Here is an 18,176-nt window from a genome sequence, read left to right on the forward strand (position 1 = left end):
CCACGGGGCGTTCGGGAGCACAACACCGCAGACGATAGCGGTAGCACCCGGTTTTCCACATACCCCTGGTGATCCCGGACGGGCCGCGGACCGCGCGGGTCAGCCGTCTGCGGTGGTCACGACGCGGCCCAGCGGATCGCCGTCCCCGCCTGGCTCAGGCCGCCCCTGGGATGGGTGCGGAAGAAGACCGAGGTGCCGAACACGAACGCCCGCGCCTGTCCCACTTCGCCGGACACGGCAGCAGCCTGCCCGTCGGCCGCCGCCGGCCCGCCGCCGTCCTCCGCGGACGACCAGTGGCCGGCGAGGAAGCTGCCGTAGGTGAGCTCCGCCGTGGTGCCCCGACCGAGGCCCGTGAACCACACGGCCGGGTAGACGAACCCCTGCTCCTGCGGGTGGTCGTCCAGCACGTCGCCCGGGGCGTCGGTCTCGATGATGCCGTTGCCGGCCGCGTCGCCCGTCACCGCGGTGCCGCTGACCAGGCCGTACGACTCCGCGGCCGCGAACGCGCCGGCCCCGCGCCCGACGATGGCGCCGCCGTCGCGCAACCAGGACCGGACGAACGCGTGGCCGGCCGACCCCGCGGGCAGGTCCAGGGACGAGCCCACCCACAGGACGTCGGCGCCCTCGAGACCCGTCGGCCGGCCCGCCGCCGCGCTCGTGCCGATCCCTCTCGCCGAGACCGCGACCAGGTCGTCGAAGCCGAGCGCCAGGAGCGACAGCCGGTCGTCCTGGTCGCCCACGTAAGCGATCCTCAGGTCCTCGGCCGGCTCCCCCGCCGTCCAGTCGGCGCGCGACGCCGCCGTGAAGTCGATGCCGTACCGGTCGGCCACGTCGTGGGCGGCCCCGTGCCCGCGCGGCCCGACGACGGCGCGCCCGTCCGCCGTGAGCCGCACCTTGACGCCCTGGCCCAGCAGGTCGTTCAGGGCGCGCTGGTCCGCGACGCCGGCCAGGTCGAAGCCGACGTAGGGCTGCCCGTCCGGCACGTCGCCGCGCTCGCGCCCCTCGCGGACGGGGACGGTCCGGCCCACCGGGCCGTCCGTGGTGGCGCCCACCCGGTCCACCGTCGCGCCCCACAGGGCCGCGAGCGACCACGCCGAGACGTCGTACATGGCGGGGACCTTGGCGGAGATGTCCGAGCCGGGGCCGAGCAGCGAGCTCGCCAGGCCGCGCAGGGGCTGGTGCAGGTCCACGACGTACGAGCCGGCGGGGTAGGTGGTGCCCGTGCCCGCGACGTGCGCGGGCGCGGCCAGCCGCCCCACCTCGATGCCGTGGAACAGGAGCGTGTCCACGAGATCCTCGGCGTCGCTCGCCGACCGCTGACCCGGGCCCGCCGGGATCACGTACGCGCGCGGCAGCCGCACCGTCTCCTGGTCGTCCGCCCGGTCCCAGAGCCGTTTCCACTCGTCCGGGCCGGGCACGCCGTCGATGTTCCGGGTGGTCAGCGCAACCTTCGGCGCACCCGCCACCCCACGGCGGAACAGCTCGACCTGGTTCGCGAGCATGGCGTCCGAGTGGGTCCGGACGTAGTCGATCATCGACGTCATCGTCGTGACGGCCACCTCGGTGTCCACCGCCGAGTCGGCCCGCGTCGTGGTGGGGCCCGTGCGGCCCAGCGGCAGCTCGACGGTCGTGGTCACCGCGCCCTGCAGGGACGCGTACTGCGCGGTGAACACCGGCGGGTAGTCGTCCCAGCCCGACGGCGTGTCCCGGTAGGGAATCCTGACGAACCCGGTGTCCTCCTCGACCGCGTCGCCCGTGTCGGGGTCGTAGGAGGTGTTGCCGTCGATGTCGGCCGCGACGACGTCGTCCTCCACCCGGCGCGCGATCGCGTAGGCGTGCGGCACCAGCAGGTCGTACTCGTAGCTCTCGCCGTGCGGCGGGCCCGCCGGCTCGACCTGGAGCACGTCGGTGTAGCCGTGGAAGTCCGCCGCGAACAGCGGCTGCACCGCCTGGACGGTGCGCACGTACGAGCGCGCCTCCGGGGTGGCGAGCGTGATCATGTCGCGGTTCGCGTCGAGGCCCAGGGACGTCTCCCGGGTCGCGTGGGTGCGCCCGTCCGGGTTGAGCGTCAGGCTGAACACGAATCGGTGGCGCGCCAGGGTCTCCCGCGTCGCGCGGTCGTCCGCCGTGGCCAGGCGCTCGATGACGCGCAGCGCCGCGTCGGTGCCCTCCCACTCGTCGCCGTGGATGTTGGCGCTCATCCAGACCGGGGTCTTGTAGCCCGCGCGCAGGGCGGTGTCGCGCGCGGCGCGGTCCGGCCGCTCCCGGATCTCCGTGCGCCACGCGGCCTGCCGCGCGGTCTCCGACCGGCGCTCCGGGGCCGTCACGGTGACCAGGTAGAGGTCGCGGCCCTCGGTCGACTGCCCCACCACCTGCGTCGAGACCCGGTCGCTCCGGTCCATCAGCCGCGTCAGGCGCGGCGCCAGGTCCGCGTGGCTGACCGTGCCGTTGCGCTCCGTGGCGTCGCGCTCGACCGCGGGATAGACCCGCAGGTCGGGCTGGTACGGGTACGACGTCGGCAGGCGCAGCCCGGCCTCGCCGCTCGGCACCGGCTCGGGCGGCAGGTAGGAGGCGACGAACGCGCCGGGGTCCGTGGGGCCGTCCGCCGGGCCGGTCCGCGCCACGGCGGGCGCGCCGAGGACGCCGACGGCGAGCGTCGCACCGGTCAGCGCGGCGAGCAGGCGAGTACGAACGAGCAACGGTGCCTCCCAGCGACAACGCGGCCCAGTCTGGACCATGACGCGGGGGAAGTGGGAGCGGACGCCGGCCGACTATCCCGTTGACCGGCCCGGGACCGGAGGGTGCACTGGTCCCATGACGACAGAGCGATGGACCTCAGCGACCGTGTACCCCGACATGTGGGCGGACCCGGACGACGACCCGCGTGAGGCGCTGTCCGACCCGGTCGGCGAGAAGGAGACCCTCTGGAACTACCTCAAGCACTACCGGCTCACGCTGGAGATGAAGTGCGACGGGCTCGACGCCGAGCAGCTCGCCCGCCGGTCCGTGCCGCCGTCGACCATGTCGCTGCTGGGGCTGGTGCGGCACCTGGCGCACGTGGAGCAGACCTGGTTCCAGCGGGTGCTGCAGGAGCAGCCGGACCTGCCCAAGCTGTTCGGCAAGTCGCCGGAGAACCCGGACGCGGACTTCGACGGCGCCGTGGCCGACCCTGCCGTCGTCGAGGACGCGTGGGAGAACTGGCGGCGCGAGGTCCGGGACGCCGACACCTGGATGGAGACCCTGCCCGAGGACGGGCTGGGCGCGACCGTCACCCGCGGCGACGAGCAGATCCCGGTCCGGGACGTGCTGGTGCACATGATCGAGGAGTACTCCCGGCACGTGGGCCACGCCGACCTGCTGCGCGAGTGCGTGGACGGCCGCGTGGGCCAGTAGGCACCCTGCCGGGACAGAGCTGCGGCGAGGTAGGACCCCGGCGAGATCGCCGGAGTTCTACCTCGCCGCGGTTCTACCTCGGCGTCAGACCGCCGCCGCCGTGCGGTCCTGCTCCGCCTGCTGGGCCGCGTCGACGCGGGACGCCCGCACACGGGACCAGATCACGGCGCCGAACGCCACGGCCGCCGCCACCAGCGCGATGCCGATGCGGAGCGCGTGGTTGGCGTCCGCCGGGACGCTGATCGCGACGACGGCGGGCGCGATGAGCAGCGCGACCAGGTTCATCACCTTGATCAGCGGGTTGATGGCCGGGCCGGCGGTGTCCTTGAACGGGTCGCCCACGGTGTCACCGATGACGGTGGCCGCGTGCGCCTCGGACCCCTTGCCGCCGTACTTGCCGTCCTCGACGATCTTCTTCGCGTTGTCCCAGGCGCCGCCCGAGTTGGCCAGGAAGATGGCCATGAGCACGCCCGTGCCGATGGCCCCGGCCAGGAAGCCGGCCAGCGGCCCGACGCCGAGCCCGAAGCCCACCGCGATGGGCGCGAACGCGGCCAGCAGGCCCGGGGTGACGAGCTCGCGCAGCGAGTCCCGGGTGCAGATGTCCACGACCTTGCCGTACTCGGGACGCTCGTCGAACGTCATGATGCCCGGGTGCTCGCGGAACTGGCGGCGCACCTCGAACACGATGGCGCCCGCGGCGCGGGTGACGGCGTCGATCGCGAGGCCGGAGAACAGGAACACGGTGGCCCCGCCGAGGATCACGCCCACGAGGGTGACCGGCGAGATGATCTCGTAGCTGAGCATCGAGGTCACGAGGCCCGAGCCGACGTTCCCGACCTGGGCGAGCGCGTGCGACACGGCGTCGGCGTACGAGCCGAACAGCGCCGTCGCGGCGAGCACGGCCGTGGCGATCGCGATGCCCTTGGTGATGGCCTTGGTGGTGTTGCCCACGGCGTCGAGGTCGGTGAGGATCTGCGCGCCCTCCTCGTCGACGTCGCCGGACATCTCGGCGATGCCCTGCGCGTTGTCGCTGACCGGGCCGAACGTGTCCATCGCGACGATGACACCGACCGTGGTGAGCAGGCCGCAGCCCGCGAGGGCCACGAGGAACAGGGCGAGCGGGACGGAGCCGCCGGCCAGCAGGAACACGCCGCAGATCGCGGCGGCGATGATGCCGGCCGTGTAGACCGCGGACTCGAAGCCCACGCCGATGCCGGAGAGCACCACGGTGGCGGCGCCGGTCCGGGAGGTCTCGGCCACGTGCAGCGTCGGCTTCTTGTCGGTGCCGGTGAAGTAGCCCGTCACCCACAGGATGACGCCCGCGAGGACCACGCCGATGAGCACGGCGAGGGCGGAGACGATCCGGGGGTCGGCGGTCACGTCGGTGAGGTCGGCCGTCCCGGTCATCTGGTCGAACGACGACGGCAGGTAGACGAAGGCCGCGATGCCGGCCAGCACGGCGCCGACGACGGCGGAGATGTAGAACCCGCGGTTGATCGCCGTGAGCCCGCTCTCGGACCCGCGGACCCGCGTGATGAACACGCCGAGCAGCGCGACGAACGCGCCGATCGCGGTGACGATGAGCGGGAAGACGAGACCCTGCTCGCCCATCGCGGCCTTGCCCAGGATCAGGGCGGCCACGAGGGTCACGGCGTAGGACTCGAAGAGGTCGGCCGCCATGCCGGCGCAGTCGCCCACGTTGTCGCCCACGTTGTCGGCGATGGTGGCCGCGTTGCGGGGGTCGTCCTCGGGGATGCCCTGCTCGACCTTGCCGACCAGGTCGGCGCCGACGTCGGCCGCCTTGGTGAAGATGCCGCCGCCCACGCGCATGAACATGGCGAGCAGGGCGGCGCCGAAGCCGAAGCCCTCCAGGACGGCGGGCGCGTCGACGTCGTACACGAGCACGACGAGCGCGGCGCCGAGCAGGCCCAGGCCCACCACGGACATGCCGACCACGCCGCCGGTGCGGAAGGCGATGCGGGCGCCCTCGGCCCGGCCGCCCGGACGGGTGGCGGCCGAGGCGACGCGGACGTTCGCCCGGACCGCGAGCCACATGCCCAGGTAGCCGATCGCGGCGGAGAACCCGGCGCCGAACAGGAAGGCGATCGAGCGGCCGACCCGCACGCCGCCGTCGCCCGGCAGCAGGAAGAGCAGAGCGAACACCACCGCGGCGAACAACACGAGGGTGCGGAACTGCCGCTTGAGATAAGCGGAGGCGCCCTCCTGCACGGCCTGGCCGATGTCCTGCATCTTGGCGGTTCCATCAGGTGCGGCGAGCACCTGGCGGCGCAGCACGAAGGCGCACCCGAGGGCAGCCACCGCGATGACGGCGATCACCGCCACCGTGGTGTAGCTCCCTGCGCCGAAAACAATGCCGTCTTCGAGCATCCGTCCTCCTCGACGAGCTCCGGGGCTGTTCCCCCAGATATGAAATGCCCGGCACAGGCTTGACCCGTGCAAGGCCGATGCGCCCCGCCAGCAACGTCGATGGCGGGAAGAGACCAGAGTCTACCCACATGTGACGACAGTCACTATGTCGGAACATCAAGGGCTCCGCACCCTGGTCAGCGAGGTGCTACGCGGGCCCTGCGGTGTCGGTCAGCACGCGGATCTGCTGGATCAGCCGGCCAGAGTCGGTCAGGTCGGGCAGCACCACGTCGGCCCCCGCCTCGGCGAGCCGGTCCGCCGGCGTCGTCCCGGAGGCCACGGCCACGACGCGGGCGCCGCCCTCGAGCCCGGTGCGCACGTCCTCCAGCGAGTCCCCGACGATCACGGTGTTGCCCTTGTGGAACGTGCCCGTGTACTTGTCGCCGGCGCGCCGCTGGGCGACCGCCACCAGCGCGGGTCGGTGCGCGTCGTCGGACGAGTAGCCGCCCACCGCGGCGTCGACGTACTGGTCCATGCCGAAGACGCCGAGCTTGATCCGGGCGTTCTCCTCGAGGTTGCCCGTCAGGACCGTGGTCACCAGGTCGGGCTCGGCCGCGACCGCCTTGAGGGCGCCCATCGCGCCGGGCAGCACGGTCCCGAGGCGGCGCACGTCGTCGATGTGGGCCGCGAAGCGCACCGGGACCGCCGCGAGCATGCGCGGGAGCAGGTGCTCGGCCTCGTGCTCGGGTACCCCGTTGTCGGCCAGCAGGCCGCGGATGGCCAGCGGCATCGTCACGCCGGTCCCCTTGGCCGGGAGGCGTTCGGCGGGTCGTCCCACGACCTCGGCGAACGCCTCCCGGTATGCCGTCCGGTCCACGTCCCCGACGTAGACGAGGGTGCGATCGATGTCCCAGAGCACGAGGGCCCTGGCATCGCCGGTCCGGACATCGCCACCGGAGGTGGCAGGGGAGGTCACGACGCCAGGGCCGCGATCCGCTCGGTCAGCACGCGAGCTCCCACGCCGGAGCGCCGGGTGGAACCGCCGCGCCGCAGGTCGGCGGACAGGTCCCGGAGGTGCTCCCGCAGCCGCGCCGACTGCACGGTCTCCGCGATGCTCACCGCCTCCTCGCCCGTGGCGCAGGCCGCGTCGAGGTCGCCGGCCCGGGCGTGCGCCTGGGCCGCCCGGCTGAGGAACAGGCCGTGCGTGCGACGCTCGCCCGCCCGCTCGGCCCGGATCGCGTGCCCGAAGCTCTCCACGGCACGCGCCGTGTTGCCGAGCGCCAGGTGGGCCGAACCGGACTGGCCGTGGATCTCGCCCTCGTTCATCCAGTACAGCCAGTGCGGGTCGTCCTCGCCGCGGCCACGTGCGCACAGCTCGGAGGCCTCGCCGAGGGCCCGGCGGGCGGCCTCGCCCTCGCCGGCGGCCGCGTGGCCGCGGGCCTGCCGGGTCAGGAGGGTCGCGGAGAGGTGCGGCGCGTCCAGGCGGGCGATCCGACGCCGGCCGGCCTCCGCGGCACGCACCGCGTCGCGCGGGTCGCCGCTGGAGTAGCCGTGGATCGCGAGGTAGGACAGCGCGCCCGCGCCGAGCCGGTCGTCGGCCGCCGCGTGCGCGGCCCGCAGGCCGGCGAGCATGTAGGCGCGCGCCGCGTCCGTGCGCCCCGCGTCGAACGCGAACCAGCCGGCCTGCGTGGCGGTGTCCGCGGCGACGGCGGCGAGCAGCCGGCCCGTGACCTCGTCGTACGTGCTGCGCTCCAGGATCCGGACCACCAGGGCGAGGTGGGCGCGGGCCAGGTCGGCGACGGCCCCGCTGCCCGAGCCCTTGTCCATGACCCGCAGCTCGTCGAGCGTGCCCTGCAGGTGCCCGCAGAGCTCCAGCGACACCCGGGTGCCGACCGTGGCCCGGCGCAGCGGCTCGGCCTGCTCGGCGTCCCAGCGCTGGATCATCGAGTTCAGCGCGATGCCCGACGCCGGCCGCGGCGTGTCCGTCCCGGCGGCGTCGCTCATCGCGGTGGCCGACACGGGCCCGTTCGCGTCCGAGGGCAGCCAGTCCGCCGTGCTGTCGGCGACGTGCGCCAGGCGGAGCGCGGTGAGCATGCGGTCGGCCGTCCACGGCAGCGTGGGGTCCGGCGCCGTGGGCGTCACGACCACGGGAGCACTGCTGACCTGGCCGGACGTCGTGGTCCGCGCGGTCTCCGCGGCGTCGGGCAGCGCGCTGATCCCCGGGAGCGGGAGCCGCACCAGGTCCGGCGGCGTGCCCAGCCCCGTGAGGAACTGGACGACGCGCGAGACGTCGGTCAGGCGGCGGTCACCGCACTCCAGCATCGACAGGTAGGACTGGCTCAGCCCCGTCAGGGCTGCCACGTCCTCCTGCCGCAGCGGGACGAGCTGCCGCACCATGCGGCTGACCTGACCGAAGTCCCAGTCGGCGAGCGCCGCGCGGACGGCTTCGTCCTGCCAGACCCGTGCCGGGACGCTGGGCAGCGACACCACGGGAACTGACTCGGTGCGCCGGCACGCGGCACAACGGGCTTCGGAGTTGTAACGGCTGAGGACACAGCCGCATCGGGCGCAGGTGCGTACGGTTGCACGAGGCACAGGGGGCTCCTGAGGGTCCGGCATTTCTCTTTTGCCGAGTTCACGGCTCTGGATGACCACAGTGGTATCACCCCCACGAGGTCCATGCATCTGGACGGTACTAGGTATTTTCTTCCAGACTCACGGACAACCAGGATCGGCCGTTTTCGCAGGTCAGGCCGATTCTTTCTTGGACAAACGTCCAAGTCATGTCCGTATTGCATCAAATGTATACCCGGACAGAACCAACGGAAACATGCAAAAGCGCAGGTCGCCCCGATCAACCGTCCTTCTCGGCTCGTAGCGGGACGATTCGGCTTTTCACCCCCCGAGGACGGCCCTCATCGCGCGCGAGAGGTACCACGGATCGACCACCGCGGTGAGCTCACGGGCCGAGTGCATCGACAAAATTGGCACTCCGACATCGACAGTGCGAATGCCCAGCCGGGTCGCCGAGATGGGTCCGATCGTGGACCCGCACGGCACGACGTTGCTGGAGACGAACTCCTGGGTGGGCACACCCGCGTCGCGGCACGCCGCGTTCCAGGCGGCCGCGCCGTGCGCGTCCGTGGCGTAGCGCTGGTTCGCGTTGATCTTGAGGATCGGGCCGCCCCCGGCGACGGGGTGGTTGGCCGGGTCGTGCCGCTCGGGGTAGTTCGGGTGCACCGCGTGCCCGACGTCGGACGACACGTGCAGCGACGCCGCGAACGCGCGCGAGCGCTCGTCGGGCGTGGCGCCCAGCGCCGTGGAGACGCGGACCAGCACCTCCTCCAGGAACGGCCCTGCCGCGCCGGAGCGGGAGGCGCTTCCGATCTCCTCGTGGTCGAAGGCCGCGAACATCTCGACGCTCGTGCCCTTCCCGCCCTCCGGGCCCGCGGCCCGGCCGAGCAGCGCCGTCAGCCCCGCGTGCGTGGAGAGCAGGTTGTCGAGCCGCGCGGACGCGAACAGGACCTGCCCCGCGCCGAAGGCCCGGGCCGGCTGCGTCTCCGCCAGCACCACGTCGTAGCCGCCGATGTCCGCGGGGTCGACGCCGGCGTCCCCCGCGAGCGCCGCCAGGACGTCCGCGCTCTGCGCGTCGCCGAGGCCCCAGACGGGCTGGGTGTGACGCTGCTTGTCGAGGGCTAGCCCGTTGTCGTTGACGCCCCGGTCCAGGTGGATCGCGAGCTGCGGGATGCGCAGCATCGGGCCGGTGCGCACCAGGTGCTCGGTGCCGTCGTGCGTGACGATCCGCCCGGCCAGCTCCAGCTCGCGGTCGAGCCAGGAGTTGAGCAGCGGACCGCCGTAGACCTCGACCCCGACCTGCCACCAGCCGCCCGCGCCGCGCGTCGTCGGCTTGGGCTTGAGCTTGAAGCCCGTGGTGTCCGTGTGCGCGCCGACGATGGTGAACGGCGTGGTGGGGCCGGCGGCGTCGGGCACGGTGAAGGCGATGACCGAGCCGTCGCGGACGACCACGTAGCGCCCGCCCGGGGTGACGCCCCAGGCGGCGTCCTCGGCGAGGAGCGTGAAGCCCGCCGCCTGCGCGCGCCGGGCCACCTCGGCGGCCGCGTGGTAGGACGACGGCGACGCCGCGATGAACTCGCCCAGGTCGGCCGCGTGGGCGCGGGCCTCCTGGGGGACGACGGCGGGCTGGACCGGATCGATCCGGTCTGCTGCGGGCTGGTCTGCTGCGGACTGTGCGTGGGTGAGTGTCTGGTCCGTCATCCGGCCATTATCTCCGCCCGTGCCGGTCCCCCGGCCCACGGGTCAGGCGCTCAGGTCCCTTGGGGGACTGAGCGCCTGACACGTCCTCTGGCCTACTCGCCGGCGGAGTAGTACTCCCAGGTCATGTCCACACGGATGCCGATCCGGGGCCCCTGGTAGCCGTGCGCCCGCTGCCCCTCGACCTCCTCGGCCGTGACCAGGCCCGCGGCCACGACCTCGTCCCACGCCTCGTCCGAGTCACGGAACTCCTCGGTCGCGACCCGGGGCCAGACGACTGTGTCGTCGCCCGTGACATCGCCGCTGTCGACATCGCCGACGATCTCGCCGCGGGTGTCGGACAACAGGGTGGCGAGCGTCCGGTAGTGCTCGGTGCCGGACTCTGGCAGGGCGAAGACCTGCTCCGGGGTTCCGTTGCCGGGCATGAGCTCGGTGTCCGATTCCTCTGCCAGTGCGATCAGCGCGTCGGAGTCGCAGTCCATGGCCGCGATCACGATGGCCCCGGCAGCCGCCGCGATGTCACCGATCTGGAAGTTGTTCAGGTCGAACTTCGGTTCGAGGCCGGTCGCCGAGCACTCAGGCCCGGCAGCCCCGCCGAAGGAAGCATCCGGCTCCAGGGACACCCAGAGCCGGGAGACGCCGTCAGGCACGTCGGGAAGCCGGATGTCGATGGTCTCCCCGCTGCGGTTCTCGGACAGGGCGCCCACGCCTGTGCCGGCCTCGAACCCGTCGCACGTGATCTGGCTGGCCGCGATCACCTCACCGGTCGACGGAAGCACCAGCTCGATCGGGAGCAGGTCCTCCGGGTCCGAGCTGGCACACGCACCCATGACCCGCATCGGGGTGTCCGACGAGTAGTCGAGCTGGGTCATCTCCGCGGTGACCCGGTCGGTGGTGCGGTCCAGGACGAATCCCGAGACCTGGCCCTCGACCGGGTCGGGGAACTCGACCGCAGGTTCGGCGGCACGGGGCTCGCCCGGGCTGTGCGCGCCGTCGGCGTCCAGGCGGACCTGGACCGGGTCGCTGACCGTCGTGGCCCACTGCCCGTCGATGCGCGGGAAGGCCACCACGCGCACCTCGTAGTCGCCCTCGGGCAGCGGTGTCTTGTGCTGCAGGTCGCCGTACTCCCTGCCCGGCACGCACGTCGACATCGAGGTGCCGAGGGCCGCGACGGAGCTCGCACCGGTACCGAGGAGCGGTACCGGCAGCTCGTCCTGCCCGGTCCACTCGTCGAAGACGTTCGGCCCCAGGTCGAGCACCACGCCGTCCTGGCTCCACACCAGGACGGGTGCGACGTCGAGCGTGCCCTTCCCGTCCTGGAACGCCGTCGCCATGCCCCACGACCTCGACCGTTCGTCATCCAGGTCGTCCGTCCGGGAGTAGATGTCACCGGCCGGCGTCACCGACCAGCCCTGGGCCGTGGTCTCCAGGTCCGCCACCGGCATGCCGCACGTCAGGTCGCTCCACTCCAGCCACGGCGGCTGGTAGCCGTCCCGGACCTGCAACGCCAGCGAGGCTTCCGGCGCCCCGGAGGCGGGCGACCCCGGCAGCACCTCGCCGTCGTCCGGCGGCGCGAGCTGCGTCGCGCCCAGCGCCACGACGGCCGCGAGCGCCAGCGCGCCACCCCCCAGCCCGCCCAGCTTGGCCCCGCGCCGCAGGCGCACCCGCCTGCTCATGGCCGGTATCGCCGCCGCGGGCCCGGTGGGCGACGCCGGGTCCACGCCGTCCGCCATCGCGCCGAGGGTCTGCGCCAGCAGGCCCGAACCGGCGGGGTCCACCCAGCCGTGGTCCTGGTCCTTGGCGTCGTCGTGCCGGTTCATCGCTGGTTTCCTTCCGTCGTCGCATCCACTGGTTCGAGCACGTCGCGCAGGGTGCGCAGGGCGTCGTGCAGGTAGCGCTTGACCGTGCCCGGCGCCGCGCCCATCGAGTCCGCGACCTGCGCGATCGTCATGTCCTCGAAGTAGCGCAGCACCACGGCCGCGCGCTGCCGGGGCGCGAGCCGGGCCAGCGCGTGCACGACGTCCGCCCGCGCCGTGATCCCGGAGTCGGGGAACGGGACGTCGTCCACGGCGACGCGCGGGGCGATGTCGGCCCACCGCTTGGTGCGCCGCCAGCCGTCGAGGTACAGGTTCAGCACCATCCGGCGCACGTACGCCTCGGGGTACTGCACCGCCCAGCCCCGGCCCCCGCCGTCGTCGTCCCCGTCCAGGGGCACCGCACGCATGCCCGACGCCGCGCGGCCGCGCCGTCCGCCCCGTCCCACCAGGCGCGAGCAGTACCGCACCAGCGCCTCCTGCACCAGGTCCTCGGCCTGCCGCACATCGCCGCACAGCGTGTAGGCGTACCCCACGAGCGCTCCGCCGCGCTGTGCGGCGAGCCTCTCCAGGTCTTCGTGCCAGCCCATCACCGGCTCCTTCCTGCCGTCCTGACCGTGTCGACGAACCAGGTCGCCAGGAGGTTGTGGCGCGTACGGACCCATTCTGCGGGCCGGCGCCCGTTCCGCCGGGCCTGTTCCGCCGGGGCCTGTTCCGCCGGAGCCGTCCGGGTCAGGATGAGGACATGGGCGAACCGGTGGACAACCCTGTGCACGACGTCGAGCCCGCCTCGGCGGCGTACCCGCGCCGGTTCCGCTCCGCCGAGGCGCGCGGGCGGCGGATCGGCCGCCCGCTGCGCGTGCTCGGGCGGGTACGCGGCGTCGACGAGGCCCTGCTGGCCCGGATCGGCCGCGCCTTCTCCGAGGAGGACGACGCCGGGGCGGCACTCGCCGCCGCCATGCGGCTCCCGGCCGGCGACCCGGGACGGGTCACGCACGCGCAGCTCCGGGCGGCGCTCGCGGCCCCGCCGCCTGACCCGGGCCTGGCGCCGGTGCCGGGCCGTGACAGCGAGATCGGTCCGTCGCACCCAGACCGGTCGGTTGACGGACCGATCTCTGTGCAACCGACCGATCTCAGCGACGAAGCCCAGCACCCACCCGCGCTCCGGCGGTTCCTCGCCGAGGTCACCGCCGTGCCCGCGTGGGTGGACTGGGACCTCGTCGAGCAGGGCGCCACGGTACAGCGGCGGCTCGGGCAGAACGCGGGCGACGTGCTGCTCCAGCTCTCGCTCGTGGGCGGGTACCGGTTCGGCGGGCCGACCGACCTGCTCGTGGCCACAGGCGCCCTGACCGGCGGGACGCTGCGGCGGCTCGCCGAGACCCAGGAGTGGACGGTCGGGCTGTCCGAGCCGGGCGCCCTGCGGCCCTTCGCCCCCGCGTGGCGCACGACCCTGCACGTCCGGGTCATGCACGCCCTGGTCAGCGCGTCGTTCGCGGGCCGGCCCGGCGCCGGGGGTTCGGGCACGAAGGGGTCGGGCACGGAAGGTTCGGGCACGGCGGGGTCGGGCACGACGGGGTCGGGCACGGCCCGCTGGGACACCGCCCGCTGGGGCCTGCCGATCAACCAGGCCGACCAGGCGGCGACCCTCGGGCTGTTCGACGGCACCCTGATCCTGGGCTGCCGGGCGCTGGGGGTGCCCGTCCCGCCGTCGGACAGCCGGGCCCTGATGCACCTGTGGAAGTGGGTGGGGCACCTCATGGGCGTGCACCCGGACTTCCTCGTCGACGACGAGTGGGCGCGGCACCGGCTCAACCAGCACCTGCTGCTGGCCCAGGCCGGGGTGTCGGACGCCGGGCCGAGGCTCGCCCGGGCCGTCGTCGCCGCGCAGGCCGAGCGGACCTACCGCGGGCCGGCGTGGTGGCAGCCGGCCCGGGCGTGGTTGGAGCGGGAGCGGCTGCTGTCGATGCTCACGACGTTCCTGGGGGTGCGCAGCATGCGCGAGCTCGGCCTGCCGCTGCGCCCGCCGTGGGCGCACGCCTACCTGCTGCCGCTCAACACGTGGCGGTACCGCGTGCTCGGCCGGCTGCCCGGCGGCCCCGAGCGCCTGGAGCGCTGGGGCCGCCGGCGCAGTGCCGCGATCGTCGCGAGCCACCACCCGCCGGACGTGTCAGACGCTCAGGTCCCTCGGGGGACCTGAGCGTCTGACACGTGGTCAGGGGACAGTGACCGTCACGGGGTCGCTGACCACCAGGTATTCCTCCTGGCCACCCCTCCCGGGATCGCCGATGTTGTGCGCCTGCACCGCCCGCACCTGGTACGTGCCGGCCGTACGGACGTTGTCGTAGCTCAGGTTGTACTGGTCCGCGTCCGCCTCGACGCACGTGCTGAACGACGGCGCGTACGCCTCGCCGGTCCAGACCCCTGCGTCGTTGAGCGCCGGCGGGATGTCGTAGTTGGCCTCTCGCCACGCCGTGCCCATGTCCACGACCCGACCGCCCTGCGACCACACCAGCAGCGCGCTGTTGCCGATGCTCTCAGTGGGGCCGTCCGAGTCGCCGGGTTCGACGTAACCGGGCATCTCGCCCGTGAGGCGGACCGGGATCGACACGTTGTCGCCGCGCCCGTACACCAGGTCGCCGGTGATCTCGATCGCCACCGACGGACTTGTCGACACGAGGTCCGCGTCCTGCATACCGCACCACACGGGATACTCGCCGCCCCAGGGCTGGTACCCGTCATCGAACGGCGCGGTGATCGGGTCCGGCTCGTTCGTCGCGACCGAGGACGCGCTCGGGTCGGCGCTCGGTTCCACGGCCGCGGCCCCCGAGGGCACCGGATCGGGGGTGTCCGACGGCGAGGCGGACGGCGACGGGCTCACCGACGCCGTCGGGCTCGGCGAGCTGCGCGTCGTCGGGATCTCCGACGGCACCGGGCCCGTCTCCGTGGCCTCGATCGTGGGGCGTCCGGGCAGCGGCTCGGACCGCGTGAAGGTCGAGGCCTGCGCGGCGCTGAACGCGAGCGCACCCACGACGGCGGCCGTGCCCAGCCCCATCACGCCGGCCTTGGCGACCCGCCAGGTCCGCACCCTGCGCCGCAGCAGCCCGAGGTTCTCCTCCGGCGCGCTGGGCACGTCGGTCGGAGTGGCGCCCGAGACCAGCGCGTCGATGGTCTGCCGCAGCACGTCGCGGCCGATGCCCAGGTCGTCGGCGCCGTGGTCGTCGTGCCCGCTCATCGCAGCTCTCCCTCCGGCACGAGGACCCCGCGCAGCGCGCGGATCCCGTCGGCCAGGTGTCTCTTGATGGTGCCCTCCGCGATGCCGAGCGTGGCGGCGATCTGGGGCACGGTGAGGTCGTCGTAGAAGCGGAGCACCACGCAGGCACGCTGGCGCGGGCTCAGGCCGCGCAGCGCGACGGTCACGTCGGCGCGGGCGGTGATGTCCGACGCGGGCGCGCGCACCCGGTCCTCGACGGCCACCTTGGGCTGGGCCTTGCGCCACAGCGTGAACCGCCGGGCCTCGTCGAGATAGAGGTTGAGCATCGTCCGGCGCACGTACGCCTCGATGCCCGCGTGCTGTCCGCCCTCGTTCAGCGGGAACTCCGTGAACCCCTCGGCGCCCGCGGCCTCCGGGCGGCGGAACCGCCGGAACACGCGCACCAGCGCATCCTGCACCAGGTCCTCCGCGCGGCGCACGTCGCCCGTCAGCGCGTAGCCGTACCCCACGAGCGCGCGGCCCCTGCGGGTCACGAGCTCCGTGAGCTCGTCGTCCCAGCGCGCGCTCATCGCGGGGCCCGCCCTGACCCGGTCACGTCGTCTGCCCCATCACGTTCTCGTCCCCTTACCCTGCGGTTCCTGCGCCCCGCTCATGCCCATATACGAGCGGGGCGCAGGAACCGTTGGGACACGGACCCAACTTTTTCGGCCGGATTCGTCGTCCGCCCGGGCCGGCCGGTCAGTGCCCGACGACGGCGGGGTCAGTCGGTGGCGGAGTAGTACCGCCAGGTGCCGTCCTCGCCGATGCCGATCACCATGCCGGTATAGGTCCCGTCGGCCTGCTGGGCGTCGGCCTGCTCCTGCGTGAGCACGCCTGCGTCCACCACCTCCTGCCACGCATCGGCCGAGTCGCGGAACTCCTCGGTGGCGACCTGTGGCCAGACGACGGTGGGGACGCCACCGCTCTGCCCGGAGGTCACGCCCATGGTGCCGGTCAGCAGCCGGACCAGGGTCTCGTAGCGCCGGCTGTCGGTGTCGGGCAGGGCGAAGGTCTGCTCCGCCGTCTCGTTGCCGAACATCAGCTCCGTGCCGTCCTGGTTCGCGAGCCCGATGAGTTCGTTGTCGTCGCAGGCCAGCGCCGCGTCGACGATGGCCGCCGCCTTCGCGCCGGCCCCCTCGGCCAGCAGGTTCGCCGGGTCGAAGGACAGGTCGAGGCCGTCCGCCGAGCAGGCTCGGGCGGCCTCGCCGCCGTTGCCGCCACTGCCGCCGGTGTTCGGGGCGAGGGTCGCCCAGAACCGCGCGACGCCGTCGGGCACGCTCGCCAGCCGGATGTCCACGACCTCCTCGCCGCCGCCCACCACGGACGGCGACACGAACCGCTCGCCGTCACAACGGACCTCGAAGGACGCGAACGACTCGTTGGTGGACGGCTGCACCATCTCAATCGACACCGTGTCCGCCGGGTCGGCGCTCTCGCACTCGGCGGTGACGACCGGCGTGCCGGTCGTCACGTACCCGAACTGCGTCAGCCGCGCGGAGACCCAGTCCGTGCTGCGGTCCAGCACGAACCGCGACAGCTCGCCCTCGACGGGCTGCGGCGGCTCGATCGTCGCGGCGCCGCCGCGCGTGCCGGTGGCGCTGTGCGCGCCGTCGGCGTCGAGGCGGACGTCGACCGGCTCGCTCACCGCCGTCGCGAACGCCCCCGAGGCGGTCTGCGGGAAGGCGACCACCCGCACCTCGTAGTCGCCCTCGGGCAGCGGCGTCGCGAAGTTGTCGACGGTCTCGGTCTCGACGGGCGCGCACGTGGTGAACGCACCGCCCTGGGCCTCGGTGACGTCGCCACCCTCGGAGCTGAGCAGCGGCGCACTCATGACGGATCCGTCGAACACGTTCGTCCCCAGGTCGACCACCACGCCGTCCTGGCTCCACACCAGCACCGGCGGGACGTCGAGCGACCCTCCGGTGCCCGCGACGAGCGCCGACATGCCCCACGACGTCGAGGGCTCACCGCCCATCTCGGACGTCACCGCGTAGATGTCACCGCTTGAGGAGGACGTCCAGCCCTGCGCCGTCGTCTCCAGGTCCGCCACCGGCATGCCGCACTCCAGCCCGGCGTCGAGGTCCGCGATCCACGAGGGCACGTACCCGTCCTGGATCACGCTCGTCGCGGGCGGTCCCGACGGGGACGGCTCGCCGGTCGGGTCCGCGGACCGGTTCGGGGCCACGATCTCGGTGGGCGACCCCGGCAGCACCGGGTCGGCGCTGTTCCACAGCGGCGTCTGCGTGACGCCGAAGGCGAGCACGCCCGCCACCACCAGGCTGGCGCCGGCGAGGCTGCCGACCTTCGCGGCACGACGCCGTCGCACGCGGTCGCGCACCACCCCGAACGAGACGTGCAAGTCATCCACCTCCCCTCCGGGCATCGCGTCGGCGGCGCCATGGAGTGCGCCGCTCAGGAAGTCGTTCTGGTCGGAACGGTCGTTCAGGTCGTCGAGGCTCATCGGGCGGCCCTCCCTTCGGCGGGTCGGAAGTCGTCGGGGCGCAGGATCTCCTGCAGGTTCTTGGTCGCGTCGGACAGGTACCGCTTCACCGTGCCCTGGGCGGTACCCAGGGCGTCCGCGATCTGCGGCACCGTCATGTCCTCGAAGTAGCGCAGCACGACGCAGGCGCGCTCCCGGGCGCCGAGCTTCGCGAGCGCCGTCATGACGTCGACCCGCGCCGACGCCGCCTGGTCGGCGCCGCGGGTGCTGGTGTCGTCCGCCATCAGGTGCTTGATACCCGACCAGCGCTGCCGCTTGCGGTAGCCGTCCAGGTAGATGGTCAGGACCGCCCGCCGCACGTAGCCCTCCACGTTGGTGAACGGTGAGTCGAGGTCGTGCGCCGAGCTGCCCGCCGTCACGCCCACCCCGCCGCCCCGGCCGGGGCGGCGGAGCCGCGAGTAGACCTTCACCAGTGCGTCCTGGACCAGGTCCTCGGCGAGGGCGCGGTCGCCGGAGAGCATGTAGGCATAGCGGACCAGCGCGCTGCCGCGCGTCCTCATGAGCTCATCGAGCTCGTTCTCCCATACCGCCATGGCCACCTCCCCGGTGCGTGTGTGCTGTCATCGTCTCCACACACCCC

The 18,176-nt window shown here is 73.3% G+C and carries 13 protein-coding genes; 2 read left to right on the plus strand and 11 right to left on the minus strand.

Annotated features, from left to right (window positions below; genetic code table 11):
• Positions 1-116: 116 nt before the first annotated feature.
• Entirely contained in the window at positions 117-2,699 is a 2,583-nt protein-coding gene (locus ACFV9Q_RS08500; RefSeq protein ID WP_377234031.1) for a M14 family zinc carboxypeptidase, read from the minus strand.
• 115 nt (positions 2,700-2,814) lie between these two features.
• Between ACFV9Q_RS08500 and ACFV9Q_RS08505 the strand changes: the two genes are divergently transcribed.
• Positions 2,815-3,393, plus strand: a complete 579-nt coding sequence (locus tag ACFV9Q_RS08505) for a DinB family protein (protein WP_377234032.1) — start codon at positions 2,815-2,817, stop codon at positions 3,391-3,393.
• Positions 3,394-3,477: 84 nt separating this feature from the next.
• On the opposite strand, the gene ACFV9Q_RS08510 is transcribed toward ACFV9Q_RS08505, so the two are convergent.
• The 6 genes from ACFV9Q_RS08510 to ACFV9Q_RS08535 all read right to left on the minus strand — a co-directional run bounded on the left by ACFV9Q_RS08510 (position 3,478) and on the right by ACFV9Q_RS08535 (position 12,436).
• Positions 3,478-5,781 carry a sodium-translocating pyrophosphatase gene (locus tag ACFV9Q_RS08510; protein WP_377234033.1) on the minus strand — a complete coding sequence of 768 codons (2,304 nt, stop codon included), beginning with the start codon at positions 5,779-5,781 and terminating at the stop codon, positions 3,478-3,480.
• Positions 5,782-5,968: 187 nt separating this feature from the next.
• Complete coding sequence (locus ACFV9Q_RS08515) at positions 5,969-6,736, minus strand: HAD family hydrolase (protein WP_377234034.1); 768 nt, start codon at positions 6,734-6,736, stop codon at positions 5,969-5,971.
• The gene (locus ACFV9Q_RS08520) at positions 6,733-8,247 is read right to left on the minus strand and encodes a helix-turn-helix domain-containing protein (protein WP_377234035.1); all 1,515 of its coding nucleotides are present in this window, start codon (positions 8,245-8,247) and stop codon (positions 6,733-6,735) included. The genes ACFV9Q_RS08515 and ACFV9Q_RS08520 overlap by 4 nt, the downstream gene beginning before the upstream one ends.
• 408 nt (positions 8,248-8,655) lie before the next feature.
• The gene (locus ACFV9Q_RS08525) at positions 8,656-10,035 is read right to left on the minus strand and encodes a M18 family aminopeptidase (protein ID WP_377234036.1); all 1,380 of its coding nucleotides are present in this window, start codon (positions 10,033-10,035) and stop codon (positions 8,656-8,658) included.
• 92 nt (positions 10,036-10,127) lie between these two features.
• Positions 10,128-11,852 (minus strand): hypothetical protein, encoded by a 1,725-nt coding sequence (locus ACFV9Q_RS08530; RefSeq protein WP_377234037.1) that lies wholly within the window; start codon positions 11,850-11,852, stop codon positions 10,128-10,130.
• The gene (locus tag ACFV9Q_RS08535) at positions 11,849-12,436 is read right to left on the minus strand and encodes a sigma factor-like helix-turn-helix DNA-binding protein (RefSeq protein WP_377234038.1); all 588 of its coding nucleotides are present in this window, start codon (positions 12,434-12,436) and stop codon (positions 11,849-11,851) included. The genes ACFV9Q_RS08530 and ACFV9Q_RS08535 overlap by 4 nt, the downstream gene beginning before the upstream one ends.
• A gap of 155 nt (positions 12,437-12,591) precedes the next feature.
• Here ACFV9Q_RS08535 and ACFV9Q_RS08540 point away from each other — a divergent pair, with 155 nt between their 5' ends.
• On the plus strand, positions 12,592-14,043 hold the full coding sequence (locus tag ACFV9Q_RS08540) for an oxygenase MpaB family protein (RefSeq protein WP_377234039.1): 1,452 nt from the start codon (positions 12,592-12,594) through the stop codon (positions 14,041-14,043).
• 15 nt (positions 14,044-14,058) lie between these two features.
• Here the strand turns inward: ACFV9Q_RS08540 and ACFV9Q_RS08545 are convergent, their stop codons facing one another.
• The 4 genes from ACFV9Q_RS08545 to ACFV9Q_RS08560 all read right to left on the minus strand — a co-directional run bounded on the left by ACFV9Q_RS08545 (position 14,059) and on the right by ACFV9Q_RS08560 (position 18,129).
• The gene (locus tag ACFV9Q_RS08545; protein ID WP_377234040.1) at positions 14,059-15,078 is read right to left on the minus strand and encodes a hypothetical protein; all 1,020 of its coding nucleotides are present in this window, start codon (positions 15,076-15,078) and stop codon (positions 14,059-14,061) included.
• Positions 15,075-15,626: a sigma-70 family RNA polymerase sigma factor gene (locus tag ACFV9Q_RS08550; RefSeq protein WP_377228556.1), complete on the minus strand. Its 552-nt coding sequence runs from the start codon at positions 15,624-15,626 to the stop codon at positions 15,075-15,077. The genes ACFV9Q_RS08545 and ACFV9Q_RS08550 overlap by 4 nt, the downstream gene beginning before the upstream one ends.
• Before the next feature lie 191 nt (positions 15,627-15,817).
• Entirely contained in the window at positions 15,818-17,557 is a 1,740-nt protein-coding gene (locus ACFV9Q_RS08555) for a hypothetical protein (protein WP_377234041.1), read from the minus strand.
• Positions 17,554-18,129: a sigma-70 family RNA polymerase sigma factor gene (locus tag ACFV9Q_RS08560; RefSeq protein ID WP_377228554.1), complete on the minus strand. Its 576-nt coding sequence runs from the start codon at positions 18,127-18,129 to the stop codon at positions 17,554-17,556. The genes ACFV9Q_RS08555 and ACFV9Q_RS08560 overlap by 4 nt, the downstream gene beginning before the upstream one ends.
• Positions 18,130-18,176 lie beyond the last annotated feature (47 nt).

It is taken from the genome of Promicromonospora sp. NPDC059942, from assembly GCF_042731755.1.
Classification (GTDB): domain Bacteria; phylum Actinomycetota; class Actinomycetes; order Actinomycetales; family Cellulomonadaceae; genus Promicromonospora.

Excerpts from the sequence above, each read along its gene's own strand:
- ACFV9Q_RS08510 (WP_377234033.1), bottom strand. The coding sequence starts at position 5,781 with ATGCTCGAAGACGGCATTGTTTTCGGCGCAGGGAGCTACACCACGGTG.
- ACFV9Q_RS08545 (WP_377234040.1), bottom strand. The coding sequence starts at position 15,078 with ATGAGCGGGCACGACGACCACGGCGCCGACGACCTGGGCATCGGCCGC.
- ACFV9Q_RS08550 (WP_377228556.1), bottom strand. The coding sequence starts at position 15,626 with ATGAGCGCGCGCTGGGACGACGAGCTCACGGAGCTCGTGACCCGCAGG.
- ACFV9Q_RS08505 (WP_377234032.1), top strand. The coding sequence starts at position 2,815 with ATGACGACAGAGCGATGGACCTCAGCGACCGTGTACCCCGACATGTGG.
- ACFV9Q_RS08525 (WP_377234036.1), bottom strand. The coding sequence starts at position 10,035 with ATGACGGACCAGACACTCACCCACGCACAGTCCGCAGCAGACCAGCCC.
- ACFV9Q_RS08540 (WP_377234039.1), top strand. The coding sequence starts at position 12,592 with ATGGGCGAACCGGTGGACAACCCTGTGCACGACGTCGAGCCCGCCTCG.
- ACFV9Q_RS08535 (WP_377234038.1), bottom strand. The coding sequence starts at position 12,436 with ATGGGCTGGCACGAAGACCTGGAGAGGCTCGCCGCACAGCGCGGCGGA.
- ACFV9Q_RS08530 (WP_377234037.1), bottom strand. The coding sequence starts at position 11,852 with ATGAACCGGCACGACGACGCCAAGGACCAGGACCACGGCTGGGTGGAC.
- ACFV9Q_RS08555 (WP_377234041.1), bottom strand. The coding sequence starts at position 17,557 with ATGAGCCTCGACGACCTGAACGACCGTTCCGACCAGAACGACTTCCTG.
- ACFV9Q_RS08560 (WP_377228554.1), bottom strand. The coding sequence starts at position 18,129 with ATGGCGGTATGGGAGAACGAGCTCGATGAGCTCATGAGGACGCGCGGC.